General features: G+C 67.4%; 19 protein-coding genes. 9 read left to right on the top strand and 10 right to left on the bottom strand.

The features are described from left to right. Positions 1–67: 67 nt before the first annotated feature. Positions 68–1,069, top strand: coding sequence for a helix-turn-helix transcriptional regulator (locus tag ACFS27_RS23045; protein WP_377188073.1), 1,002 nt, complete (start codon positions 68–70; stop codon positions 1,067–1,069). A gap of 24 nt (positions 1,070–1,093) precedes the next feature. Here the strand turns inward: ACFS27_RS23045 and ACFS27_RS23040 are convergent, their stop codons facing one another. Continuing rightward, complete coding sequence (locus tag ACFS27_RS23040) at positions 1,094–1,948, bottom strand: helix-turn-helix transcriptional regulator (protein WP_377188070.1); 855 nt, start codon at positions 1,946–1,948, stop codon at positions 1,094–1,096. 85 nt (positions 1,949–2,033) lie between these two features. Here ACFS27_RS23040 and ACFS27_RS23035 point away from each other — a divergent pair, with 85 nt between their 5' ends. Beyond that, on the top strand, positions 2,034–2,819 hold the full coding sequence (locus ACFS27_RS23035; RefSeq protein WP_377188067.1) for an SDR family NAD(P)-dependent oxidoreductase: 786 nt from the start codon (positions 2,034–2,036) through the stop codon (positions 2,817–2,819). 67 nt (positions 2,820–2,886) lie between these two features. Here ACFS27_RS23035 and ACFS27_RS23030 read toward each other — a convergent pair whose 3' ends face one another. After that, positions 2,887–3,831 carry an SDR family oxidoreductase gene (locus tag ACFS27_RS23030; protein ID WP_377188064.1) on the bottom strand — a complete coding sequence of 315 codons (945 nt, stop codon included), beginning with the start codon at positions 3,829–3,831 and terminating at the stop codon, positions 2,887–2,889. Positions 3,832–4,027: 196 nt separating this feature from the next. Here ACFS27_RS23030 and ACFS27_RS23025 point away from each other — a divergent pair, with 196 nt between their 5' ends. From ACFS27_RS23025 to ACFS27_RS23000, 6 genes are all read left to right on the top strand, one after another. Beyond that, positions 4,028–4,867 (top strand): helix-turn-helix transcriptional regulator, encoded by an 840-nt coding sequence (locus ACFS27_RS23025; RefSeq protein WP_377188061.1) that lies wholly within the window; start codon positions 4,028–4,030, stop codon positions 4,865–4,867. A gap of 328 nt (positions 4,868–5,195) precedes the next feature. Then, positions 5,196–5,546 (top strand): hypothetical protein, encoded by a 351-nt coding sequence (locus ACFS27_RS23020; protein WP_377188058.1) that lies wholly within the window; start codon positions 5,196–5,198, stop codon positions 5,544–5,546. A gap of 118 nt (positions 5,547–5,664) precedes the next feature. Beyond that, positions 5,665–7,308 carry an IS21 family transposase gene (istA, locus tag ACFS27_RS23015; RefSeq protein ID WP_377188055.1) on the top strand — a complete coding sequence of 548 codons (1,644 nt, stop codon included), beginning with the start codon at positions 5,665–5,667 and terminating at the stop codon, positions 7,306–7,308. A gap of 18 nt (positions 7,309–7,326) precedes the next feature. After that, positions 7,327–8,166 (top strand): IS21-like element helper ATPase IstB, encoded by an 840-nt coding sequence (gene istB / locus ACFS27_RS23010; protein WP_377188052.1) that lies wholly within the window; start codon positions 7,327–7,329, stop codon positions 8,164–8,166. 17 nt (positions 8,167–8,183) lie between these two features. Beyond that, positions 8,184–8,378, top strand: coding sequence for a hypothetical protein (locus ACFS27_RS23005; RefSeq protein ID WP_377188049.1), 195 nt, complete (start codon positions 8,184–8,186; stop codon positions 8,376–8,378). A gap of 342 nt (positions 8,379–8,720) precedes the next feature. After that, positions 8,721–9,125: a nuclear transport factor 2 family protein gene (locus ACFS27_RS23000; RefSeq protein WP_377188047.1), complete on the top strand. Its 405-nt coding sequence runs from the start codon at positions 8,721–8,723 to the stop codon at positions 9,123–9,125. Positions 9,126–9,555: 430 nt separating this feature from the next. On the opposite strand, the gene ACFS27_RS22995 is transcribed toward ACFS27_RS23000, so the two are convergent. The 5 genes from ACFS27_RS22995 to ACFS27_RS22975 all read right to left on the bottom strand — a co-directional run bounded on the left by ACFS27_RS22995 (position 9,556) and on the right by ACFS27_RS22975 (position 18,296). After that, positions 9,556–10,191, bottom strand: a complete 636-nt coding sequence (locus tag ACFS27_RS22995; RefSeq protein WP_377188044.1) for a hypothetical protein — start codon at positions 10,189–10,191, stop codon at positions 9,556–9,558. A gap of 186 nt (positions 10,192–10,377) precedes the next feature. Then, positions 10,378–11,040, bottom strand: coding sequence for a hypothetical protein (locus ACFS27_RS22990; protein ID WP_377188041.1), 663 nt, complete (start codon positions 11,038–11,040; stop codon positions 10,378–10,380). Between the two features lie 205 nt (positions 11,041–11,245). Then, positions 11,246–13,855, bottom strand: coding sequence for a pPIWI_RE module domain-containing protein (locus tag ACFS27_RS22985; RefSeq protein ID WP_377188038.1), 2,610 nt, complete (start codon positions 13,853–13,855; stop codon positions 11,246–11,248). Then, positions 13,855–17,193, bottom strand: coding sequence for a pPIWI_RE_Z domain-containing protein (locus tag ACFS27_RS22980; RefSeq protein ID WP_377188035.1), 3,339 nt, complete (start codon positions 17,191–17,193; stop codon positions 13,855–13,857). The genes ACFS27_RS22985 and ACFS27_RS22980 overlap by 1 nt, the downstream gene beginning before the upstream one ends. After that, on the bottom strand, positions 17,190–18,296 hold the full coding sequence (locus ACFS27_RS22975) for a pPIWI_RE_Y domain-containing protein (protein WP_377188032.1): 1,107 nt from the start codon (positions 18,294–18,296) through the stop codon (positions 17,190–17,192). Before ACFS27_RS22975 ends, ACFS27_RS22980 begins: the two co-directional genes overlap by 4 nt. A 229-nt stretch (positions 18,297–18,525) precedes the next feature. On the opposite strand from ACFS27_RS22975, the gene ACFS27_RS22970 reads away from it, so the two are divergent. Further along, positions 18,526–19,341, top strand: a complete 816-nt coding sequence (locus ACFS27_RS22970; RefSeq protein WP_377188029.1) for a DUF5710 domain-containing protein — start codon at positions 18,526–18,528, stop codon at positions 19,339–19,341. 134 nt (positions 19,342–19,475) lie between these two features. Here the strand turns inward: ACFS27_RS22970 and mobF are convergent, their stop codons facing one another. The 3 genes from mobF to ACFS27_RS22955 form a co-directional block, all read right to left on the bottom strand. Further along, entirely contained in the window at positions 19,476–22,835 is a 3,360-nt protein-coding gene (gene mobF / locus ACFS27_RS22965; RefSeq protein ID WP_377191142.1) for a MobF family relaxase, read from the bottom strand. A 65-nt stretch (positions 22,836–22,900) separates the two neighbouring features. After that, positions 22,901–23,437: an SLATT domain-containing protein gene (locus ACFS27_RS22960; protein ID WP_377188026.1), complete on the bottom strand. Its 537-nt coding sequence runs from the start codon at positions 23,435–23,437 to the stop codon at positions 22,901–22,903. Between the two features lie 512 nt (positions 23,438–23,949). Further along, positions 23,950–25,101, bottom strand: coding sequence for a nucleotidyltransferase domain-containing protein (locus ACFS27_RS22955; protein ID WP_377188023.1), 1,152 nt, complete (start codon positions 25,099–25,101; stop codon positions 23,950–23,952). Between the last annotated feature and the right edge of the window lie 85 nt (positions 25,102–25,186).

The raw sequence follows: 25,186 nt of genomic DNA, 5'->3' as shown, positions 1-25,186 counted from the left end.
CGATGAGGCTGAATCTGTCACTAGTTCCGGTCAGGGAACGTCCGGTACTCGTGACAGGGTGGTAAACATGCCGATCGCTACTTCGATGGCGACCTCCGGTCGCCTGCTCTCCCTGCTGTCCTTGCTGCAGGCCCGCCGGGATTGGCCCGGGGAGCAGCTCGCCCACCGCCTCGGCGTCAGCGAACGAACCGTGCGCCGCGACGTCGACCGGCTGCGCGAGCTCGGCTACCCCGTCCAAGCGGTCAGGGGGCCGGATGGCGGTTACCGGCTCGAAGCAGGTAGTGAGCTGCCGCCGTTGCTGTTCGACGACGAACAAGCGGTCGCGCTTGCCGTGGCGTTGCGGATCGCCGTAGGGACCGGAGCAGGCATCGAAGAGGCTGCCGCACGAGCCCTGGCCACGGTTCGTCAGGTTCTGCCCTCGCGGTTGCGGCAGCGCGTCGACGCCCTGGAGATCACTGCGGTCGACTCAGCCGGGCACGGGGGCAGCGTCCAGGCGGGCACCGATGTGCTGCTCGCGCTGAGCGCTGCCATCCGATCCTTGGAGGAAGTGCGGTTCGACTACCGCTCGCCAGGACGACCGGACGGCGACGTCCCGCAGCCGGCTCGGCGGATACAGCCCCACCACCTCGTGGTCCATCAGGGGCGTTGGTACCTCGTCGGATGGGTCCCGGAACGGAGCGACTGGCGAATCTTCCGCGTCGACCGGATGACCCTCCGCATTCCGAACGGGCCGCGTTTCACACCCCGACAGGTGCCAGGCGGCGATGTTGCTACGTTCTTGTCCGCCCGCTTCAAAGGGTCCGGGAGTACGAACGAGTGGCCATGTCAGGGCGAGGCGATCCTCGAGCTGCCCGCCGCGAAGGTGGCTCCGTTCGCCGGCGACGGGTTCGTCGAGGAGCTCGGCCCCGACCGGACCAGGCTGCTGATCGGGTCGTGGTCCTGGGCCGCCCTGGCCGCCACGCTGGCCCGGTTCGACACGGAGATCGAAGTCACCGGTCCCCCTGCGCTGCGTGACGCTTTCGCCGAACTGTCCCGCCGCGCTGGGCGTACCGCGGGGCTCCCACTGTGATGACGGCCCTCTTGCCGAGCGAGATCAGAGCCCGTGCGACTTGATCCCTTCAGTGCCGAGCGCGTCCAGGAAGGCGAGGGACTCAGCAGCAGCCGAGCCTGCGGGAGTGCTGTAGAGCACGAGGTGCTGGTCGCGGTCGGCGAGGTGGAGGGTGTCGCAGTCGAGAGTAATCTCTCCAACGATCGGGTGCCGGAACGTCTTGGTGAGCATGGGCGCGGGCTGCACGTCGTTGCGATCCCAGAGGCGGGTGAAGTCGGTGCTGCCAGCGCGGAGCTCGTCGATGAGTCCGGTGATGGCAGGGTCGGAGGGATAGCGGGCGAGAGTGGCGCGCAACTCCATGACGAGCTGCTGCCGGAACTCGGTGGCGTCCGAGATCCCGTACAACGGCTCCTCAGCGGAAGGCGGGGACAAGAAGGCCCGCCGTGCGAGGTTACGGTCCTCGGGGCTGCGGTCGGCGAAGTTCTCCATGAGCGCCGCGGCGAGATCGTTCCAGGCGAGCACGTCGAATGCAGCGGACATCACGAATCCCGCGGTATGTGGGAGCCGCTCCAGGAGCGCGAGGATGCTCGGGCGCACGTCGCGCCGATGCAAGCTGGTGCGGTTCGGCGCGGTCCCGGCGAGGGTGTGCAGGTGGTCGGCTTCGGCGTCGGTGAGCCGCAGGGCTCGGCCGATCCCGGCCAGTACGTCGGCCGACGGGCGCGGCGCGCGGCCCTGCTCGAGGCGGACGTAGTACTCGGTGGAGATGTGCGCGAGGACTGCGACCTCCTCGCGGCGTAGACCCGGGGTGCGACGCCGGGGACCAGAGGGCAGGCCGACGTCCTGCGGGTGCAGCCGTTCGCGTCGGCTGCGGAGGAACGCAGCGAGGTCTTGCTTGTTCATGCCCCAAGTGTGCGCGCCGTGCGGAGACGGAGGCTGGTACTGATTGTGCCTGCATCCGGATCGGCGACCAGCCGACGCTGGAGCCATGACACACAACATCGACACCTCGCTGGTCGGCCCGCTGGCCGACAAGGTCATCTTCATTACCGGTGCCAGCCGTGGCATCGGCGCGGCGGCCGCCCGCCTCTTCGCGAACGACGGCGCAGCCGTCGTCCTCGCCGCCCGTAGCACCGCCACCCTGGACCGCATCGTGACTGACATCCGAGCCGACGGCGGCACGGCCGATGCCGTCACGGTGGATCTCGCGGACCGGGACAGCATCCGTGCGGCCGTCAGCCGGGTCGAGGAGCTGCACGGTCGCCTCGACGGTGCCTTCAACAATGGCGGCACCATGCAACAGCAGACAGGCCCGCTCGACACCACGAGCGACGACGACGTCGAGGAGCAGTTCGCAGTGAACTTCCGTGCGCACTGGACCGCGATGAACGCCGAGGTCGTGCTCATGCGCAAGTCCGGAGGCGGGGCGATCGTGAATACCTCGAGCATCGGCAGCCGTCGTGCGAACCCGTTCCTTCCCGCCTACGGGGCGATGAAGCGAGCGCTGAACAGCATCACCGAGACGGCCGCCGTCACCTGGGCGCCCGAGGGCATTCGCGTCAACGGCATCACCCCCGGCGGCACCGCCACCGAAATGATGCAGGCCTGGGACGAAGCCACCCCCGGCATCATCGAGGCGAACAACGCGGCGACCCCGATGGGTCGTATGGCCGAGCCCCGTGAGGTCGCCGAGGTCGCTGCGTGGCTGCTGAGCGATCGCGCCGCGATGGTCACCGGCGCGATCATCCCCGTCGACGGCGGAGCCGGCGCATGACCGACCTGCACGGAAAGACCGCGCTCGTCACCAGAGCCAGCCGCGGTATCGAGCGGCGCGGGGGACGTCAGGTGGCTGGGATGGCGGTCTTGGTCAGTTGCTCGGAGACCTCCCAGATGCGTGCGGCTTCGTCCGCGCTGCGCAGGCGGGAGTAGATCTTCTGCTCGGCCGGCGGGCCGCCGAGGTGCCCGGGCCCGCTCGGCCCGTAGAGCCCGCCGCGCCTGGCGTCGGGTGAGGTCGCGGCCATGAGGGCGGGCAGCTTCGCCGTCTCGACGGTGCCCATGATGATCCCGTGCTCGGAGAGGAAGCTGATCAGCCTGCGCCGTGGTGTCTCCTGGGAGCGGCCGAGTTCTGGGCGTGCGGCGAGCAGGTTCGTCGGTGCGACGCCGGGGTGGGACAGGTTGCTCGTGATGCCCCAGCCGTTCGCCTGGCTGCGCCGGTCGAGCTCGAGGCCGAAGAGTCCGAACGCGATCTTCGACTGGCTGTACGCACCCGCGCCGTTGTAGGAACGTTCCCAGTTCAGGTCATCCCAGTTGATGGAGCCCTGGTTCGCGGCGATGCTGATCTGTGAGGTCACGCGGGCTCGGCCGGCACGGAGCAGGGGCAGCACGTGCCCGACGAGGGCGAAGTGGCCGAGGTGGTTGGTGCCGAACTGCAGCTCGAACCCGTCGGTGGTCGTCTGCCGGTCGGGCGGGGTCATGACGCCGGCGTTGTTGATGAGGAGGTGGATCGGCTGGTCCTCGTCGCGCAGGGTGTGGCCCAGAGCGGCGACCGACTCCTGCGACGACAGATCGAGCTCGCGCAGCGACACGTTCGCGCCGGGTGTCGCCTGCGTGATCTTGGCAATCGCGGCCTCGCCCTTGCGCGGGTTGCGGACGGGCATGATCACCTCCGCTCCGGCGGCGGCCAGCCGGGTGGCTATCCCCAACCCCATCCCGTCGCTCGCGCCGGTGACGAGGGCGCGCTTTCCGGACAGGTCAGGGATGGTGATGTCGATTCGGGTGCGTGCCATGGGCTCACTCCTTGAGTGTTAACTGGGTGCTCGGGCTACGGCTTCGATTCTCGGCTCACGGCACAGGCCTATCCAGGACCTCTCGATCACAGGATCGCCCGGTCGCCTCTCCGCTCGGAGTGGGGGATCGAGAAGCCGTGGCTACCTCTGCCCGTAAGCGCTAGAAACGAGGCAGTACTCGAGACGGAGGAGCGTCATGATCGATCGCACCGGGCTGGCGGAGTTCCTCCGCAACCGGCGAGAGGCACTGCAACCGGAAGACGTCGGCCTGCCGCGCGGCCAACGGCGCAGGACCAGCGGGCTACGGCGCGAGGAGGTCGCGTCGCTGTGCAACATGTCGGCCGACTACTACTCCCGTCTGGAGCGGGAACGAGGCCCGCAGCCGTCGCAGCAGATGCTCGCCTCGATCGCGCAGGGGCTGCACATGTCGATCGACGAGCGCGACCACCTGTTCCGTCTCGCTGGGCACAACCCGCCTGCGAGAGGTGGCTACAGCGAGCACATCAGCCCGGGCCTGCTGCGGGTGCTCGACCGGCTGGACGACACACCGGCAGAGATCGTCACCGAGCTCGGCGAGACCCTGCGGCAGACTCCGATGGGCGCCGCGCTCACCGGAGATACGACCCAGTACACCGGGCCCGCCCGCAGCTCGGGCTTCCGCTGGTTCACCGATCCCGCCGCCCGGCAGATCTACGCGCCGGCGGAGCGTCCGTTCCTGACCCGGATGTACGTCGCGGGGCTGCGCGAGATGGTCACTCTCCGCGGTCCCGACTCCCGGGCAGCGCACCTGGCCGAGTTGCTCCTGGATCGCAGCGAGGAGTTTCGACGGGTATGGGATGACCACGAGATCGGGGTTCGCCCCCACGAGGTCAAGCACTTCGTCCACCCCGAGGTTGGTGCCCTCGAGCTCACGTGCCAGCGGCTGGTCGACCCGGAACAGGCCCAAGCACTGCTGGTCTACACCGCAATCCCCGGCAGCGAGAGCTACGAGAAGCTGCACCTGCTGTCCGTCATCGGTACCCAGACACTTCGCTGAAGCGCATGCCACTGGCGTATCCGGGTGGACTACCTGCTGCCTGGGATGCGGGGGCCAGGCCTGTGTCATCCCGCTCTGGTGCATTTCGGCGACGACCGCGTCGCCGGTGTCGCGCCGACTTGTTCGGCGCGCATCGCCCGGCGCCGAGGCGCTGATCGACACCTATCGGCAGAAAGACCACGGGCGGGGGCGGGCCCGCATGGAGTCGCCGGTATCGACCCGCCGCAGGCCCTCGCCGACCATGTGTACGGCCTCTGGGTCGGATTCGCGATGAAAATGGTCGATAAACACCAATGTTCTGGTGGGCGAACCAGGCGGCCAGGTCGGGATGCTGGACGAGGTGGCGCTCGTTGCCGAGGTCCGTGATGGTCCACGCCGACAGATCGTGCGCCTTGGCGAGGTGGGTGCTGGTCAGGACCTGCAGGCCGTCGGCGCGGGGATGTGCTCGCGGGCGACGTCGAGGTCGTCGATCGTGAGCACCTGGTCGCTGCCCGGGTTTGGCCTGGTGCAGGGTGTCTTGGCTGAACCGCACGACCAGGACCTCGAGCTCACCGCTGAGGTGACGTTCTGCACACAGCCGCGGCACCTTGATCGTCTGGGCTCCGACTTGACGCGCGGCGTCGGCGTAGTCATGGTGGCTACGGAGGTGAGTTCCGAGAGCGTTTGGAGCCGAGTTTGAGGAACGGTCGGTCCTGACGGAAGTTCGTGGAGCCGAGTTTCAGGAACGGCCGCGCGCGATGCCATCGGCGGGTGGACGATGAGACGGCGGGGGCATCGGGCAGCGGACGGATCGATCGATGGCCGCGCAGTCGCGGGCACAGTTGTTCGCCCAGATCCGGCGGGACTACCGGGCTGGGACGACCAAGCGTGCGCTGAAGCGCAAATACCACGTCGCGTTCGAGACGGTCGAGGCCGCACTGGACTCGGCCTTCCCGCAGCCCAGGCGCCCGCTGCCGGACCGCGGGTCTCGGCTGGACCAGTTCAAACCCTTGGTCGACCAGTGGCTGCGGGCGGACCTGAAGGCCCCGCGCAAGCAGCGTCACACCGCCAAGCGGATCTTCGACCGGCTGCGGGACGAGCACGACGCGGACGTCTCGTACTTCATCGTCAAGAAGTACGTCGCGATGCGTCGTGAGGAGGTCCGGATCGAGGCGGGCCTGGGGCCCTCGAGGTTGTTCGTCCCGCAGACCCACGTGCCCGGCGCGGAGGCCGAGGTCGACTTCGGTGACGTCACGATCGAGCTGGCCGGGAAGCTGGTGGTCTGCTCGCTGTTCTCCTTCCGGTTGTCGTTCTCCGGCAAGGCGGCGCACCAGGTCTTCGCCTCGGGCGGGCAGGAGGCGTTCCTGGAAGGACACGTCCATGCCTTCAGGGTCCTCGGTGGTCTGCCGGTCGGCAAGGTCCGCTACGACAACCTCAAGGCCGCCATCGCTCAGGTTCTGGGCTTCTCCAGGGCACGCAAGGAGACCGAACGCTGGACCCTGTTCCGCTCCCACTACGGCCTGGACGCGTTCTACTGCCAGCCCGGCCTGGAGGGCGCTCACGAGAAGGGCGGGGTCGAGGGCCAGGTCGGCTGGTTCCGCCGCAACCACTTCGTCCCGGTCCCCAAGGTCGCCACCCTGGCCGAGCTGAACGAGATGGTCGACGCCTGGGACCGATCCGACGACGCTCGCCGCATCGGCGGACGGGCCCGGACCGTCGGGGAGATGTTCGCCATCGAACAGCCCTTGCTCGCACCTTTGCCGGACGAGGAGTTCGAGACCGGAAAGTGGTCCCACCAGAGGGTGGACCGCTACGCCCAGATCAACGTGCGCACCAACCGGTACTCGGTGCCCGTGCGGTTCGCCAGCCGGAAGGTCTCGATCCTGCTGCGCGCCTCGGACCTGACCGTCTACGACGGCCGCACCCAGATCGCCCGGCACGAACGACTGCCGGGGAAGATGGAGGCCCGCTTGGACCTGGACCACTACCTCGAAGCCCTGATCCGTAAGCCCGGCGCCATGCCCGGGGCGACCGCGCTGGAACAGGCACGCGCCGCAGGCAGGTTCACCGCAGTCCACGACGCTTGGTGGGACGCGGTCCGCCGCGCGCACGGCGACGCCGAAGGCACCCGCGCGCTGATCGAGGTCCTGCTGCTGCACCGGCACATGGCCCACGAACACGTCGTCGCAGGGCTCACCGCCGCGCTGGCCGTCGGAGCGATGACCGCCGACGCCGTCGCCCTCGAAGCGCGCAAGGCCGCCGAGGAGCATCGCACCGGCGAACCAACACCGCTTCCCGACCGGGCACAGCTGGCCCGGCAGGTGGGCAACGTGACCTCGCTGACCGAACGACGCCTGCGCCACCAGCCCCTGCCCGACGACACCCGCCCGATGCCAGACATGAGCAAGTACGACGACCTGCTACCCAGCCGGCGACGACGCCGCGACCAGGCCGGCGACTGACCCGGAAGAGAGCCCGTGATGGCCACCCAGACCCCACCTGCCACGACGCCCAAGGCCGAGAAGAAGGCGACGCCCCGGCGCCGCGGCATGACCGAGGAAGCCGCCGACGCCGCGATCGACCAGGCCTGCCGGATGCTGCGCCTGCCCACGATCCGCACCCACTTCGAAGCCAACTCCGACGCCGCCGCCCGCGAGCAGATGACCTACCGCGGGTTCCTCGCCGAACTCTCGATGGCCGAGTGCGACGACCGCGCCCGCCGCCGCTCCGAACGCCGTATCAAGGCCGCCGCGTTCCCCCGGATCAAGACACTGCGGGAGTTCGACTTCGAGGCCAACCCGAACATCGACCCGGCGACGGTCAACACCCTGGCCAAGTGCGACTGGATCCGCCGCGGCGAGCCGCTCTGCCTGATCGGGGACTCCGGGACCGGCAAGTCCCACCTGCTCATCGCGCTGGGCACGGAGGCCGCGATGAACGGCTTCCGGGTCAAGTACACCCTGGCGACCAAGCTCGCCAACGAGCTGGCCGAGGCCGCCGACGACATGGTCCTGACCAAGACCATCGCCCGCTACGGACGCGTCGACCTGCTCTGCATCGACGAGCTGGGATACATGGAGCTCGACCGGCGCGGCGCCGAGCTGTTGTTCCAGGTCCTGACCGAACGCGAGGAGAAAGCCTCGGTCGCGATCGCCTCGAACGAGTCATTCGCCGGCTGGACCAAGACCTTCACCGACCCACGCCTCTGCGCCGCGATCGTAGACCGGCTCACGTTCAACGGCGCCATCATCGAGACCGGCACCGACTCCTACCGTCTCGCGCACTCTCGCAGCCCTGACACCCCGGCCCAAGACCGGTGATGGTTTCACTCTCGCCGGTGCCCGAGCACTGGAACGACGACCAGCGCGCCGCGGCCGACTACTACGTCGGCTGGTGGGACGAGCACGGATTCCTCGCACCCTGGCCCGAAGACTTCTTCCTGCTCGACGGCAGCATCAACCCCCGCTGGCAGCCCGGCGCCGGCGGCACCGCCATCGACGAGGACCGCGACCCCGACGACCCGCCGTTCTGAACCCGACGCCCGCCGGGACGCGCACGATGAGGGATTGCGCCGCTCCCTGCTCGAGCGTGACGACACGGACGGAGTCCAGGCTGGCCGCAGGCCACCCCGCAGGGGCCGCAGGGCCTTGACAGCGGCCGGGACGGAACCATCATCGACCCCCACGGCGGAATCCCGGACCCCCGCCGATCGCTCCTGAAACTCGGCTCCACAATCTCAGTTCCGAGCACCTAGCGTTCCTCAAACAGGGCTCCAAACGGTCCCCGTTCTCACCTCCGTAGCCATCATGGTCCGCGGCGTCTGCCGTGAGCGAATCTCCTGGTGTGGGGCATGTCCGCTCGGCACGCTGTGTCCATGATGACCGCCGACCACGCTGAAAGCCTCCGTCAAGCCGAGAGGCGCCTGCAGGCCGCCCAGCTCGCGTCCGACGTCGACACCCTGGATGGCCTGATCGACGACATGGCTCTGTTCACCGGGCCGGACGGGGGCGTCCTGTCCAAGCGGGACGACCTGGATGCGCACGCATCCGGCTATCAGGTGATGAGTCGCGTCGAGGAAGAGGACCTCAGAGTGCTGGTGACTGCCCGCACCGGGGTCACCTTGTTCCTCGGCGCTCTCGAGGGCACCTTCGGCGGTGAGCGTCTGGCCGCCCGGATGCGCTACACCCGGACGTGGACGTACGACGACCGAGCAGGGTGGAAGATCGTCGCAGCGCATGCCACGTTCGTCGCCGACGGCGACGCCCCGGCCGAGGAGTAGTCCACCACCCGGCCGGGCCTCGCAGGGACGGCGACCGGCGAGGTGGCGCAGGTCGTGCCAGTGAAGTTCCGGCGCCATCCCAAGCACGGGACTTGGCCCGAGAGAACATCTGGCTTCGTTGACCGCCGCGGAGCGGTCGCCCGGTGCTCGCACCAAAGACAAGTGCGTCTGGATCCGGGTCAGTGGACTTGTCCAACTGGAGAAGGAGTGCCCGGGCGGTGGGCGGCGGGAAGTGGACGCCACGCTTGCCCGCCTCTGACTTCGGCGGCCCGAAGGCGAGCGGTTTCCCCTTGACGTCCACGAGTGCCCGGGTCACGCGGAGTCGTACTCCGCCCGCCCCCGCCCGCTCGAGGTTCTTGCGCTGCAGCGCGAACAACTCCCATCGTCGCGGTTCGCCCCGGTCATGACTGCGACTCGGGCACCTCCACCCTCACGACGATGCCCTGAGCGAGCGCAGGTACGCCTCGCTTCGTTCCACAACTTCGGGCGCGGTGAGGACGACCTGGTGCGGTTTGTCTGCGAGCCATTCGCGGTGCTGACCCAAGTGGACAAGGGACAGCGTGCGGGACCGGTTCTGCAGCCGACGCCACACCGGAACGTGGGGTGCGAACACGTTAGCTCCCGGTGGGAGCGGCCCGACACGCACGATCTCGATCGCCACGTCCACGTCTCCGAGCCGTTCGACGTCAGTGAGGTAGGAACCGAACACGACGATTTCCGCGACCTGGAACGGTTCGTCCTCATCGTGGTTCACATCTCGCACTCGCTCGAGAAGCTCGCCCAGGACACGCTCTGCAGTCTTGCGGGTAATGGTGGTGAGCGTCGCCTGAGCGAACGCCAGCCCTTCTTCGGTCACCTCGACCCATTCTTCGTCGCGAGCGTCTCGGACGATCAGCCCACGCTCGATGAGCGCGTCCACGAAGTTCCGGGTCTTCTCCTCCGGGCAGCGAGCGGCCCAGGCGATCCAGTCCGGGTTGACCTGGTCGTCATGGGCGCAGCGCCGCAGCGCGTCGCGTACCTGCCGGGCAGGTACGCCAGCGAACGTCTCTGTGGGATCAAGGCGCATGGCCCCAGTGTGCAGCCAACCAGTCGTGCTCGTCAGGGACACCCCCGCGCATCATCGGCGCGGTGTATTACAGTCCGATGCCAGTAGCCCCGGAGCCATGGCCGGACCTGGAGAACGGTGTGAGCCGCGCCTCGGGGCTGACGGGGCATGATGCTCGACCAGAGGTGGGGGCGACGTGCTCGCAACTTACTCGTCAGTGCTACCCGCCCGAAGTTCATCGAGCTTTCGGTGGGCTTCCTTCGCGGCTTGCTCTGCCTTTGCTAGCTCCAGTTCGGCTCGATCGAGCTGCTCGTCGCGCTTGCGCTGGGCTTCGGACTTCCGCGCGGCAGCCTCCACGACCTTCTCCGAAGACACCACGCCGCGCGTAGTTTCGCACTCCTCGCACCGCTCGGTCGAGAAGTCCGGTCCGGAGTTGGTGTGGTGGACAGGTCGCCGCATGCGGTGCCCGCAGGTGAGTGTGCGCTCCCAGATGTCGAGGTCCTCGTCGCGTGGCTTCGAACTCATGAATATGCGTGCGACATCCGCGAGCTGTGAGTCGGAGAACGGGATCGGCGGGCAGCAGAAGCCGCAGTGCCTCGACCGCGAGCCTGCCATCGTCCAACTGTAGGAGCCACAGTCTGGATGCGTCTCTTCGTACCGAGTCTTCACGGCGGCGTACTCGTCGCGCTCCTCAGGCGACATCGTCCCGGGCCAGTCCCCGAGGTTGTCAATCACGGGCAGACCACACCCGCGGCATGGCTGACCAGCGGCCGCCTCCTCCCGGGTGAGATACATACTCTTCTCGCGCCACTCGCGACGGCGCACTTCGTCGCGGTGCGCGCGAGCCTCTTCCTTGAGTGCGTTCGCCATCTGGCGCCTTGCGGCTCGGGCGGCCTTCTGCTCATCAGTTAGTGGCACGGTGCCTTCCGGTGGTCGGAGTGTCGTGGCGGACAGAACTCGACATTGGGCCAGATCGGGGGGCAGGTGCACGTGGCATTCACGTGCGGATGAGGTGCAGTGGTCCGCGACGGGCCGGCTCGTGTGCATACGGGAGCAGGAGGTGGCCCGCCGCAGATCAGAAGAGCGTTCCTTGCTCGAACGAACCGCTGTCGCTCTCGTCTTCGACCTCCACGTGCACCGGTGAGATGTATTCGCCGAGTTGTTCGGCGATCCGCATGGGCCACGGCAGGACGTGCTCGCTGGCGAAGTACGGGTTCGCGTCCCTGAGTTCGTGCGCGAGGGCAGCCCAGTGCACCGGCTCGTCGCCCGGCTGGATCGCAGCCACGTATAGCTCGACGAGCTGCGGGTTGAAGACGGTCTTGTGCACCATGCCTGCGTCTTCCCCGGGCCGTGGCAGCTTCGAGATGCCCTTGGGCGTCTGGTCCGTAACCGGTTTGGCCGCCGTGCTGGCGTAGAGGCGATCGCTTCCGAACTGCCAGAGGCCCCGGGACTTGCCGACGGCTTCGGCGCCCTCCTGGTCCTCGTTGAATCCGTATGCCTGAGGAGTCTCGTACCCCTCAGCGACCCGAACGCGGACATGGCGAAGCCCGGGATAGTCGGTGATGGACCGGGTCTCACCGTCGAACGCCAGGGCGTCGATGCCGATGCGCGGATTCTGCAGGTGCGGCCAGGCATAGCGCCGGAGCTTCTGCGCGTGGGTGAGCAGCAGGACGGGACCACCCTCGGTACAGACGTCGTCGATGACCTCCTTGAAGAAGGACTCCACATCGAACTCCGTCATGAGCGGGTTCGGCCCGCCTGCAGTCCGCCCGATCAAGGGGATCGCCTCATGCAGGCGGCGCCAGGCCCGGTCCTTGTCGCGGCCAGTGAGCACTCGGATGTTCGTTCCATCGACGTCCATGAGCACTGCCACGGGAAGGAAGACCTTCTGCTCGCGGGCGCTGCTCTTGTTGCGCCGAAGCATCGTTAGCGCCAGGCACCTTGGCCTTAGTTCCGTCCCGGCGGGCGATTGCACGACGAAGGGTGACGGGCGCACACCAAGCTGCCGGAACGCGTCGTCGATCGCCTTGGTAAACCTGATCGCATCGGACGCTGGCGCCGACTCGGGGTCCTCACTGGCGGGGTTGACGAATTGGCTGATGCGCCCAGTCCGAGCCAGCCCGTGGCGGATCGCGTTCTTGGGGTCGCGCCCGAGCATCCTGCTGCCCATGCCGAAGGTTGCGGCGGCCTCGATCTCGGCGATGGTGATCGTTGGCGAACCTACGTTTGGAAGGCGGCTCGCGATATCGCGGGCGCGAGCCTCTGCGGCACGACGCGACCGGCGACTGACCGGCTCCTCCAGGGGCGAGGTGACAGGCCCCCGCGCTGCGGGTTGAGTAACCAGGACCTCGACAAAGCCTGCGTCCGAATTGAGGATGACGGGAGCGTCGAGAGTGATCTCGGCTGGCAGGCGGTCCCGCAGGGCTTCGAGCGCAAGCGTCGTCGAGGTGTCCGACGTCGTCATGAGCTCGATCGTTAGACGAGGGCCGACGGTGGCCGCGAGGCTTGGAACGACGCTGTCTCGCTTGAGCTTCCCGTTTCTCTTCTCGACCTGCTTCCGCTGAGGATCGAAGGCTGCCCGCGGAAGCGGCGGGAGCAGCTTCGCGGTGCCGAGTCGGGCGCCTACCCAGTCGAGAAGCGTGTTGCGGTCGTAGGCGTTGACGCCGGCACTGACGGTCTCCTTCCGACTGTCTCGGCCGGGGCGGTACGGGACGACGGCCGGGGCCGTGACGCTACTTCGATACATCTCCGGGTCCGTCATAAGCTGCTCGACCGCGGGCAGCTTGTCGACGACGCCAGCGCCGTCGAGGACGTTGACCAGTGAGCCGCGCCAACGGAAACCACGGACCCAGGTACCGTCGACGTACTCGGCGTACTTCTCTGCCTTCGCGATGGCGAAGTTGTCTCGGCCATCGGCGTTCTCGATGTAGGGCACCGCTGCTCGGAGGTAGACGCTGGTCGCGTTGCCCGGAACGATGAACGGGGTCCGCCGCATCCATCGGCGGACGCCGAAGTGGGCGTACAGGAGTGGCTGCTCCTTGCCGGGTACGGTCTGGGCTGAAGCTCGCACCACGATCGAGTAGGCGTCGTCCTTCTTGCTGGTCAGGGGCGGCCACGACATGATCTCGCCGGCCTCCCCACCTGAGGTGCCACAGCGGACGAACTCGAGCCGAGTACCGTCGAGGTCGAGGCTTGAGCCAGGGATTGTCAGAAGGGTTGCTGCCTGCGTCTCAAGGATTCGCAGGAGTGCGGTGCCCGGGGCATCGGAGAAGTCCGCGACTGCCCGAACGCGGGAGATCAGCGGCGCGGCGTTGACAGCTTCGATGGCCTCGGCGACGAGGTAGTCGGGAACGTTCGGGTTCTGGAGCGACCGGATCCATGCCCAGACGACGGGCATCAGACGCTCGACCGGCAGCGGGGTGGCCGAGACAAGCCACGGGTTGTCGCCCGAGGTGTTGTGTCCGGCGTACGAGAGGCAGATACCGAGGTCGGGCACGAGCGCTTGAAGTGCTCCGTTGAGAGACCGGATCGGGACGCTAGCTCGTTCTTTTCCCGATGCCCTACGTGCGAGTTCCCGAAGCGGATCGAGCCAGGCCTTCGGGAGGTCCGCGACATGCGTCGCGATCCCGAGGCCGTCGGCCGGCACCTCGAATGCGGTAGTGCGCAGCAGGTCGTACGTCGGCATCAGATTCCCTTCATGTTCGTCAGTGCTCGGTAGAGCGGACCGTAGAGGTCTGTGACGAGGTGCCGGTCGCGCTCGGTCGACGATTCGGAGCAGTACTTGCCGAGCGCTTCACGCATGCCCAGGAGGATGCTCGTGGCCGCGGTGTCCTTGCGTCCTCGTTCGGCGCCTGGTGTGAACGCGGCGTCGCAGAAGTAGATCCGTGCGGGCTGGCCGCCCCGGACGAGACGTCCGATGACCTGCCACATCGTGACGATCTGCGTCCAGATGAGCGCCTCTCGAACCCGAGGTTTGTCGTAGAGGCGTGAGTAGACGATCTCCGTCTGCAGCAGACCGCGCCACATCCCCTGGTCACGGCGGCGACGGTCCCTGCTGTGCATGGCGAGCCGATTCGGACCGAACGACTCATGGAAGACGTCCTTCGTCCTTCGTTGCATTGCGCGATGGTTGAGGCTCTGGGTGACCCAGCCGATGTCCTGGGGCGAGGGATGTGGCCGCACCAGGAAGAACGCTGCTCCGATGGCCGCGACGCGGTCCGAGTTGAGGATGTTGTGCCCGCGTTCGACGGCGAGTAGTGGCGCGATGAGGACGTCGTCGTCGGACTGGCCGAAAGTTGCGACGTCACCCCGCGGGAGACGTCCGGCTGCGTTTGTCAACCAGGCGTCGTCGGCGGAGGAATCGCTTACCAGATAGCGGGCCCGCAGTGTGGAGTGCTGCTCGACAGCCGCATGAACGACTTGCGCCTCGGCATAGGACCCGACCAGCAGAAGAATCTTCTTCCGCTTCTCCGGCAGTTGGTCGATCACCTGCTCGATCTGGCTCTTGCCGGTGCTGTGGGGACGCAGGAGACAGCCGACGAGTTGCCGCAGCAGATCCAGGCGCGCGGGTCCGGGCACGCCCGAGACGCGCAATAGCCGTTGTGACGGATTCGAACGCTGGAGCAACACCTCGAATTCCGACTGCTCGATGCCGGCAAGGATTGACGCTTCGGGTTCCAGGATCGCGTCGACCTGGTGATCGATGTGGTACCTCGGCGAAGTCCCTGCCCAGCTCGTGCCGGAAAGGAGGATGACGTTTGGCCCTCTCCCTTCGGCGGGGAACAGGTTGGGCAGTTCCAGCAGCAGCGCTCGGCCGATCCCCGTGGCCTCGAAGAAGTGCAGCTCGCCAGCAGCATCGCCGTCGGTCCGCTGCGGTGCGACGTACTGGAACCCGAGGACGGTGCCCATCGGAGATTCCGGGATCAGCGGCCGCAGGTCGCGGGGCGACTGCTGATAGGCGTCGCCGTCGAGCTCAAGGAGTCGAGCAACAGTCGGCCACCCGTACAGCATCTGGTTGAGGTAGTGCGAGAAGAGAGCTGCAACCATGCACAACTCGACTCTCATCGCGACGGTTCTGGCGTCGCCGAGGACAACCCCGCCGGCTTCGAGCCCTGGCAGCTTGTCGAGCCCCTCGACCCAGGTCCGGAAGCCTGCGGAACGCCGCTCCTCGTCGGTCTCGACGAGGAGGAAGTGGTTCAGTTCTGCCAGAGATGATGCGATCGGATCCTCGTGACCGTCGGCTTCAGCATGCGGTGTGTCGATGTACGCGTTGAAGCCAGCACGGAGAACCTCGTACGACGGCGGCGGACCAGTGGGTTCTGTGGGGTCGTCCTTGCGGGGATCGTAGCCAGTCAGATCGGAGCACAGACGCGCCGACAGTGTCCACGAGGTGAAGTACTCCGGCCCCATCCATGCGTTGAGGTTTACGCCGCCCGACTGCGCGTCTCTCTGCATGAGGTTGTACAGGATGTCGCCCAGGCCCTGTGCCCGGTGCATGTCGCCCGTGAAGTTCCGCACGTCGAGGTGCTTGCGTTCACCGCGTGCCGTGTTGCGCAGGTGGGTGGTGACGTCGGTCGAGATCTGGTCGACCCACGCGTCTCGGCCACGTCCGAACAGGGGCTGACTGCGCGAAAACGTACCGTCGAGTCCGGTCTGCACGCGGTCAGCCTCATCGACGACGAACAGGTCGCTGCGTCGCCACGCGGCCTCCAGATACCGCATCTGCTGCTTGCTCATCGCTGCTGGCAGTCGGGAATAGGTCAGGCCCCAATGGGTGGCTACCCATATCGGGGCATCCACGAGTGACCGGGATGCCTCGTGTCGCTGGCATCCGTGCCAAAGCGGGCACAACATCTTCGGTCCCTGATGCCATGCGCGCTTGCTGCCGTCGTCCTTCTTCTCGTCGTACTCGATCAACGATTCGCACGGTGCCTCCGAGACCCCGAGCGGCTTGTCAGTATCGACCAGCGCCGCGAGCGCGCAGGCGGTGCTCGTCCACTCGAAACTCTCGCGATCCTGCGGCACTAGTTCGCCGGTCGCGGGCGGCTTGCGCTTGTGGAGAGCTTTCAAGTGCCGCTCGCGCCCGCTCTGCCCGAGAACGGGAGCGGCCGCCCCTGCAACGTAGTGGTTTAGGTCCGCAACCATGTCCAGCACGGCTGAGTTGTCTCCCAGAACGACTGTCGTCCGGTAGCCGTTCTGTGCTGCCCAGATCGCCAGGACCTGGATGAGCGTTGTCTTCCCAGCGCTGACCATGCCAGCCATGTGCAGCACGCCGTCGACTGTTACATCCGTTGCCTTCGAGAACGTGTGATCGAGCCCGCGAACCTTGACCGCCGACCTCTGCATGCGGCCCAGCCAGTCGTTGGAGACGCGGCCTGCAAGAGCGTCCGCATGGTCCATGTTCTTGGCAGTCGCTTCAAGATCGGCCCACGTGACCGTCAGCGGCCCTCTCGGACGACGCTCGTCGTCCGGGTATGAGGCCCGCGCGACAGGGAACGGTAGGTCGGTGCGGATGTCCACGGAGAGTCGTCGTGTCGTGGACGCGATCTTGTATCGACCGGCACCTGCGACCTTGTTCCGGGTTAGCGCGAACGGGAGTGGTTTCGTCAGGAGGTCCTCGAGCACCGTGAAGCGCCCTACTGCAACCGAACACGCCTCGTGGCGAGTGACGACGCCGTCCTCGTCGATCTTGAACCCGCGAACACGCTGCGGCAGGTCACGGTACGCAGCGAGGTCCTTGGCCCATCGATAGGGGCTGACGGGCTTTCCCACGACTAACCGGGCATTCGAGATTCGTACCTTGGCATCGAGGGCAGCCCGGTTGCCGAGCGTACGGATCGACCCGTGCCCGTCAAGGAGGGCAGGGACTCCGTCGGAAATCTGGCCCGGCGCCACGGTCACGAGCGTGAAGAGCGCGACCTCGACGTCGAAGAAGTCGTGCGGCTCCATCCCGAGCCCATCGCGACCGACAGCCGCCACTACGTCGTCAGTGATTTTCGTTCGGATGCGCTGGACGTCTCTCATCGACCGCCTCCTAGGCTGATCCTCTGCTTCACCTTCTCGATGAACTTCCGCTGCGAGATCACTGTGATGCCATCCCAGGCTGAGCCTTCCTGCCACGCTCGGAGCGTTCCGACGTAGCCGCCCTTGGCAACTTCGTCGGCGATGACGATGAACATCTCGGCCGCATCCTTGGGGCGGGCAGGGGGACGCGCGTCCAGGTGCGCTGCGAGCAGCGTCGGATGCCGCCATGCCTTGACGTCCACGGCCCATGGTGAGTCGCTGAACACGCGAAGGTCGTAGGCGTCGAAATCCGGCCACAGATCGTTGGGGACGCGGAGCCTGCCGAGTTGCTCAGCGAGGCGTACCTCGGCACGTCCCGGACCACCGACGTACTTCTGCATCTCCCGCCGCAGGACGAGGGTCTCGGACGGTGCGAACCGGGCGCCGCCGCGGGTCTTGTGCGAACACAACGGATCGACGCAGATCCGGTCGCCCTGTCGAGATCGGACGTGCAACACGCTGCCGCACGTGCCGCAGGTCTCTACGCTCCCGCCGCTGACCCACTCGGGAAGTGGCGCCTCGTACGACGCCTGGAGGTGGCTCGCCAGGCGGAAGAGCTCACGTGCCGCCTTGGCTCTCTCCAGCGCAAGTACATCCACGACGGGGTGTTCGATGAGGAAGCGCCGGAACGAGACGTAGGACTCTGGCGCTCCGGCTGCTCTGCAGAGGTCACGGACTGCCGTGATGATCTTGGACTCTCGTGCGTCGGCTACGACGTCGCCGCGCGCGGCTCCGAGTTCGAGGCACACCTCCTGCGGCTCGCCGAACCACAACAGCGCTTCGTCCGCAGCATCGCTGTCCGGATCGACGAGCACCGTGGGCCACATACCCAGCGGCTGCTCGGACCATTCCAACAGCTCTACGACGCTGGCCGGGGCCGGCGTCCCGGTTCGGAGCGCGAGGAGCGAGATCGAGTCAAGGGCCCCCTGGAGGTTCGCCGGGTAGGGGACGACATCCCTTCCCGGGGCGGCGAGCCGATCGCGATAGTCCAAGAGCCCGACCGCGAGGCGGCGCAGCACGACGTCCTGTTCACTGACCTGCGTGTTCGCAGAGGTGGCGGTCACGCGCCGAACGGTACTCCGGGCCTCTGACATCGGCCGCCGAAGGGCCAAACCTCACCCAGTGTGACGGTGTGCCAGGCATAGACACGCCGTGGGCGGCCCGCTATCCGCATAAGCGCGTCGGTCGTCCGGAGTGTGTCCCCAGGGGGCGGAGGCTCCAGCCGGTCGTCGTGTGGGTGTCCCGCCCTACGATCGCTCCAAGGGAACCACGACGCGTCGCGGAGGTGCGCTCATGGAACGGATCTGGCTGGACGTCCCGTACTCACAGAAGGACGAGGCGAAGGAGGCCGGAGCCCGCTGGTCCCCGGGCGCGAAGCGCTGGTTCGCGCCACGTCCAGGAATCGCAGCACTGGCGCGCTGGGAGGCCCTGCCCGACGTCCCCGATCTCCTTCCTGGTGAGGATCGCTTGCTCGGATCAGAGCTGTTCGTCGACCTCGTGCCGTCGAGCTGCTGGTTCACGAACGTCCGCACGTGCGTGTCCGAGAAGGATTGGGAGCGCCTGCGCCGGATGATCACCCGCCGCGCGGAAATGCGGTGCGAGAGCTGCGGGTCCGGCGAGGATCGGGCGACACGACGTTGGTTGGAGGCTCACGAACGCTGGGCCTTCGATTCGACGACGGGCACGCAACGGCTGGCCCGGCTGATCTGCTTGTGTACCGACTGCCATCACGCGACTCACTACGGTCGAGCGCAGGTCGTCGGGACAGCGGACGCGGCCTTCATCCATCTCCGGGCGGTGACGGGGATGAGCGAGACGCAGACCCACGCACACATCTCCGAGGCGTTCCGTGTCTGGGAGGAGCGGTCCAACCGGTCGTGGACGCTGGACCTGACGATGCTGACCGACGCCGGTGTGACCGTCCGCAAGCCACTGAAGGCCGAGGAACGATCCGCTGCCGCACAGGCAGCGCTCGCGGAGGAGAACGACGGCATGCGTGCACGGGAAGCGGAGCGAGCCAAGGCGCTCGGGATCCAGCAGCGCGCTGCAGCGCACGTCTTGAAGGCGAACTCTGTTCCCCGACGAGAGCCCGTACCTCGCCGCCGCTGAACACCGGGACCGAAGGCACAGCCGCCCGGTGCGGCCCGTACGAGATCAATCAAAGGGGCAGCCATCCGACGGGCTTCGCGAGTGGTGGGATCGCGTCGTCGGCCGTTCTCGATCGCAACGTAGCGACGCGGCGTCTACAGCCCGATGCCGGTAGCCACGTTGCCACGACCGGCGCTGGAGAACGGCGCGTGCCGCGCCTCGGGGCTGAGTCGGGTGGCAGTTTCAACCGACCCCTCAAGGAGCCGCGCTCGCGCATCCAGCGCTTCGCGCTCGTCGTCGCCCATCTCGCCTTGCGCCTCCGGCACGCCGCCAGGCAGGAGGCGGACCTCGCCCTTGCCGGGCCGTGACGCAGCCCGGCCGAGCCGGTGGCCAAGGACGGCGCAGATGTCGTTGGCGGTCAGGAGCGTGCCACGGGCAGCGACAGCCGGTAGGAGTCGTTCGACGTCGTGTCCGAGTGCTTCGGCATGGCGGAGTCTGCGGCAGAGGGGTCCGAAAGCGTCGGTGGTGATCGCTGCAGCGGCCTCGGTGGTGGTCAGCTTCCCCGCACCGGTGAGTGTTGTGAGGACGAGTTGCTCCCAGCGAGGTCGCTGTGCGAGGTCGGCCAGGTGCTCGTACTCCGCGGCGATCCGCTCGCGTCCGCCCCAGCGTTCTTGCTCGTCGCGGAGTCGTTCGTGCGCGGACAGCTCCGCGCCAGACCTCGCGAGCACCCTGTAGAGCACGGCACGTCCGGTCAGCTCGGACGGCGGCGTGTGGTCGTCATCGGTCACGTCCGTGGCGACGTACGCGTGGTTGGCGAAGCGCCCGCGGGTCAGGGCGACGTACAAGTTCTCCCGCGCGGTCTTCGTGGTAACGACGACGTGCGCGGTCTCGACTGTCACGCCCTGTGCCCGGTGAGCGGTGACCGCGTACCCGAGGTCCACGTGCTCGGCCACGTATGCCGCGGGCAGGACGACAGCCGGCCCGAAACGTTCCCTCCCGCCACGCCCTTGGAAGAGACGCCGGGCTTCGAGGGATCCATCGCGGCGCACGCTGGTGATCCGCCAGCGGTCGCCGTTGCGGACGAACCCGCCGCGAACAGTCCAGAGACGACGGGCGTTGCGGCGCGTGATCACCACGTCGCCGACGGACGCCTCGGTCCCGTCCGCGAGGACGACGGCGCGACGAGGATCCACCTGACCGGCAAGGATTCGTTCGGCGCGGGCGCGGCGGTTCAGAGCGGCGACGGTTTCGAGGGCATCGGCGACAAGTACCGAAGCGCGTCCGTCGGCGGCGTCGGACGCCCACGCGGTGTAGGCGGCGTCGGCCACCTGTTCGGACGTGCCTTCGTGCACTCGGTCGTGGTCGTTATAGGCGGCGACCGCCTCGGGGCGCCCGTCGCGCAGCAGAAGTGACGCCGTCCTCTCCCACCCGTGGACGAAGCGGTGCAGTCCTATCAACGCTGGCGCGTCTGTCCGAGCACGGACCAGCATCGAGAACGCACCGCCGGCATCGATCGCTTGGAGCTGGGCCGGGTCACCGACCAGCAGCAGCTTTGCCCCAGACTGTTCGACGGCGTTGGCGAGCGCGGCAAGCGTGCGGGTCCCAGCCAGTGTGGCCTCGTCGACGATGACCAGCTGCCCCTTCGCAAGCGCGGCCCGGTCGCGGGCCGCGTCGTGGAGCCACTTCGCTGTTGTCTCCGCTCGCAGTCCGACGTCGTGTCCCAGGACCTTCGCCGCTGCAGCTGACGGCGCGAGCCCCACCACTGACCCGCGCCCGTGTGCTCTCGTCCATGCGCGAACCAGGGCGCGCATCGTGGTCGTCTTGCCCGCTCCGGCGGGTCCGATGAGCAGGTCCACCGTCCGCACAGACATGGCGACAGCGGTGACGGCACGAGTCTGCTCGCCGGTGAGCGTCCGCCCGCGGTCGGGACGCCCAACAGCCGCGTCCAGGTCCCAGCGGGACAGGCGTGGAGCGCCGTGGTGCTCGGCAAGGTCGAGGAGCCGCTGTTCCGCTTCCCATACCTCGGTGGATGTAAACACGGTGTGGTGCCGGGGTCGCAGCCGGGTAGTCCCGTCCGGGCGCTGCAACGTTGCTGGGGTCGGCGCGAGGTCACCTGGCGTGAGCTCGATCGACCCGGCTTTGGCGATCTCGACGATCCACGCAGTGACGACCCCACGATCAGCGGCGGAGGCGAACCGCCAGCCGAGCGCCTGCCGGGAGGCTTCGGCCCACAAGTTCCAGTGGGTCCAGGTCGACTTCTTGTCCGATACCGTCGCGAACGTCTGCGCAGCGGCCGTGGTGATCGCGTCCTCGGGAACGTCATCGGCCGTGTAACAGCGTCCGGCTGATCCTGTGATGAGACGTCGGGCGAAGCCGGCCGGGCTGCCGTCGGACGTGAACCGCGCCGCCCGACGTCGCCAACCTGCGGTGAGGTCATGCAGGGAGTGCAGGACCTTTTCCGGACGTGTCGTGAGGGTGGCCTGCGCGCGCAGGCGCCCGATCATCGTGCTCGACGGTCGGCGGCCGTGCCGGGCGGTGTAGTCATCGATCAGTTCGTCGGTGCAGGCGTTGATCTGCGAGGACCGGGCAGAGAACTCGCCGATCAGGTCCTCATCGACCCCCGCGATCTCCCACTGTGGTGTCCGGTCTGCCCCGCGTGGGCGCAGTTCCCATTCGACGCCGAACGTGGCCGTGAGCCGGTCGCGCAGCAGTGCGTTGTAGTGCGCGGACAGTGCGACAGTCGCCTCGAACAGCGGCTTCGCATCCAAGGTGCGCCAGACGCCGTCGTCGCTGGTTCGAACCTTGTTGGAGACGACGGCGTGCGTGTGTAGTTGCGGGTCGTTGCTGCGCGAGTCCCAGTGGTCGAAGGCAGCGACGGTGACGCCGTCGATTCCGGCCTGCTCGATGCCGTTCGTGCCCCGGCGAGTGGCTGCTACCTCGCGTTCGATCAGGTCGAACGTCTCACGCACCGCCGCGTGGTGGGCCTCGACGATCCGTGCCTGGGTGTTCGCGTCCGCAAGAGCCCACAGGACACTGACCGACTTCGGGACGGAGAACGTCAGGTCGTACCCTGCCACGGCGTGCTTGTCGCCGACTCGGTGCTCCTCGGACTCGATATTTGCGACCTCCGCGGCCCGCTCCCGCTCGTCCAGGCCGCGGTCGAGGGCGGCGACGCGTTCAGCGATCCGCTGGACGGCGGGCTTGTACTCGCGGTAGTCGCGGCCCAGCGGCTCCCCGGTGAGGGGGTGGCGGCCGGCGCCGATCAGATTCTTGAGCTGGTTCTCCGTGACCGGGTCGCCGAGATCGATGGTGCCGGACGGCGTGCCCTGGCCGGGTTCCGTCGTCGACTCACCCAGCGCGGCGAGGCCCGAGCCGATCCAGTATCCCGGGGGAGTGCCCGCTTCCAGGTAGTAGCGGGTCACCCGGTCCGGGGCGGTGCGGTTGCCATCGCCACGGGCCACGGACTTCAGGAGGTAGGCGTAGCCGTGCCCAGCGCTGACCTTGCGGATCGACATCGTCACGGTGGCGTACCTCCTCAGGGAGGAGGTACGCGGGCACTGCCGTTGGGCGCGATGCACCTCTACGACTTGGGAGGGTCCGCTACGGCATGCTCGAAGTGACCGGCATCGATCTTTCGTCTGGCGCCCTTGAACGCCATTCCGGAGGTGCCGGGTGCGTCCTTGTCGATCGACGCCTTCTCCGCGGCCAGGTCCTCGACGATGCGCCGGAGTTCCGCAGGGGCGAGTGCTATCGCAGGATCGCAGTCCAGATGTACCGTCTGCCGGACCTTCACGCGGAGGGCTCCGAGCCGGCGTCCGGCGTAGAGGTGCGCGCCAGAGGCGTCCTTCGGTTTGAGAAAGGTCAGCACCCCTGATCCAACGGCGGCGAGCAGCGCCGACACGCCTGGGAGCCATGGACCGACCTCGGCCACGACTGCAGCAGCGGCCACCGCTGCAAGGATCGTCGCACCGAGTCCGACTGTCACGTTCACCCAGCTGTGGAGCTCTGCGGCCGAGAAGTGAGCCTTCTCAGTCCAGAGGATGTCCTCTTCGAGAGCCTGGAGTTCTCGGACGACGAGACGTCGGAAGTCACCGCCCTCAGCGCCTAGCTCGGTCATCGAGAATCGCCTTTCCCTGTCACCGTCGCCTGCGAGCAGCCGGACGCCGGGCCGGCGGTAGTTGGATCGCGCTGGCAACCGCGGCACGGGCTGGCACATCGTAGTAGTGAAGGATCCGGTTCTGGGCCTTCTCATCAAGGTTGTCACCTCCGTCGCCGTGCCACAGTCCAGTCGCGCTCCAGATCTCGTAGAAGGCGAGCCACTCGAAGGTCCACGCAACGAACGTGCTCGTGAAGAACATGTCGCGGCGCCACTGTCCGGGAGTCGCGAGACAGAGGCTACCGTCGGGGTAAACGTGTGGAAGTCGGCCCTTACTGTCAGGTTCAAGGTCCGGCGCCAGTACCCATACCGTCGGCCAGCCGTGAGGGTCAGCGTCGAGCCGTACCGTGTACTGACGACACCACTCCGTCGGCTGGGCAACGTGTGTCCATGTGAGTCGCTGCTGGCGCAGGGTCACCGAACTGGTGGGATACCGCCGACGCAGCTCCAATGCCTGCGCCGCGATGTTGAGCTCACGCGCCATTGCCACCAGCGAATGTGTGCGGCCGGACGGGCGCACTCGCTGCAACACCGGTCACTACCGACAGGCGGCCGGCGTTCTCGACGCGGAGCGAGCCGGCTGCCCCAGCCTGGTGAAGCCTGCGGCCGACGTCGCTTGCTGCCTCCGCGAACGACCACTCGAAGGCACGCTCCATCTCGGAGAGTGACGCGTGCAGACCTGACTTCGAGCTGAGCCCACCGAACGTGCGGGTCACGTCCGCGTGCCACTGGAAGAACCTGTCGGCGTCGGCATTGCTCCAGTACTCCGCGAAGTTCTCGTCCGCCTGCGCGGGGTTCGGCAGCACCCACTGGTTGCTGATGCAGCTCAGGTAGTTGGGCATGCCGCTCGTAACCTCTCGAAGTACGTCGTTGAGATCGCCGCCGCCTCGATAGGCCCGTGCCGCGAGCGTGGTGATGACGACCGACGAGGGCGCCCAGCCTGCGTCTGACTTGAAGTAGACATCGCGATGCCGCTTGAGCGCCTGGACCGTCCGCTGCAGGGTCGTTCGGATCTGCCACTGCGGAACCTCGTCGACGTCGAGCTCCTTGGCCTCGAACTCGGCCCGCTTCTCGATGTACTCCTGGCGCATCAGGTCGTGGAACCAGTCCTTGTACCCGATGGGATTGGACGCGAGCCAGGTTCGGACCGTCCGGTCCGTGATGAGCACGCCACCCTCGTCACACTCGGGGTCAGGGACTGCCGGGAGGACATCCATGTGCATGGTCGGCCACTCGATGGTCCAGCACCGGGAGTCCTCAGTGACCCTCGGAGATCCGTCGTCCTTCGCAGCGGCAAAGGATCGCGCTGCGACCCCGACTTCGGCCTTCAGGTCCTGCTGCGAGATCGACGTCTTGGCGATGCCGCGCACCGCTACCGAGTCGATGTCTAGGTTGTTGCCACGCTTCACGTTGCGCACAACGGTTCCAAGCGCGAACGATCCCTGGGGGAAGACCTTGTTCGCGCTGTGTGTCGTCGCCCAGGTCGCGTCGAGCACACTCGCGAAGCCCTGGTAACGGCGCACAACCATGTCGTGCTCCTGGGGGCTGATGTCGAGCCCTCTCAGACCACCCTCCAGGAACTGATCGAACCGGCCGGTGAACGGCGAGGCCGTCGTGAGCGTCATTGAACAAGTGTACGACTCGCACCTCCGAAATGCCGGCTACTTCACGACATCAGGACGCCGGCGGCAGGCCGTGGCTGGCTGGTTG

Source organism: Promicromonospora vindobonensis, assembly GCF_042685865.1.
In the GTDB taxonomy this organism is placed as follows: domain Bacteria; phylum Actinomycetota; class Actinomycetes; order Actinomycetales; family Cellulomonadaceae; genus Promicromonospora; species Promicromonospora vindobonensis.
The sequence above is the reverse complement of the archived record's forward strand: the minus strand, read 5'-3'. Positions and strand labels throughout refer to the sequence as shown.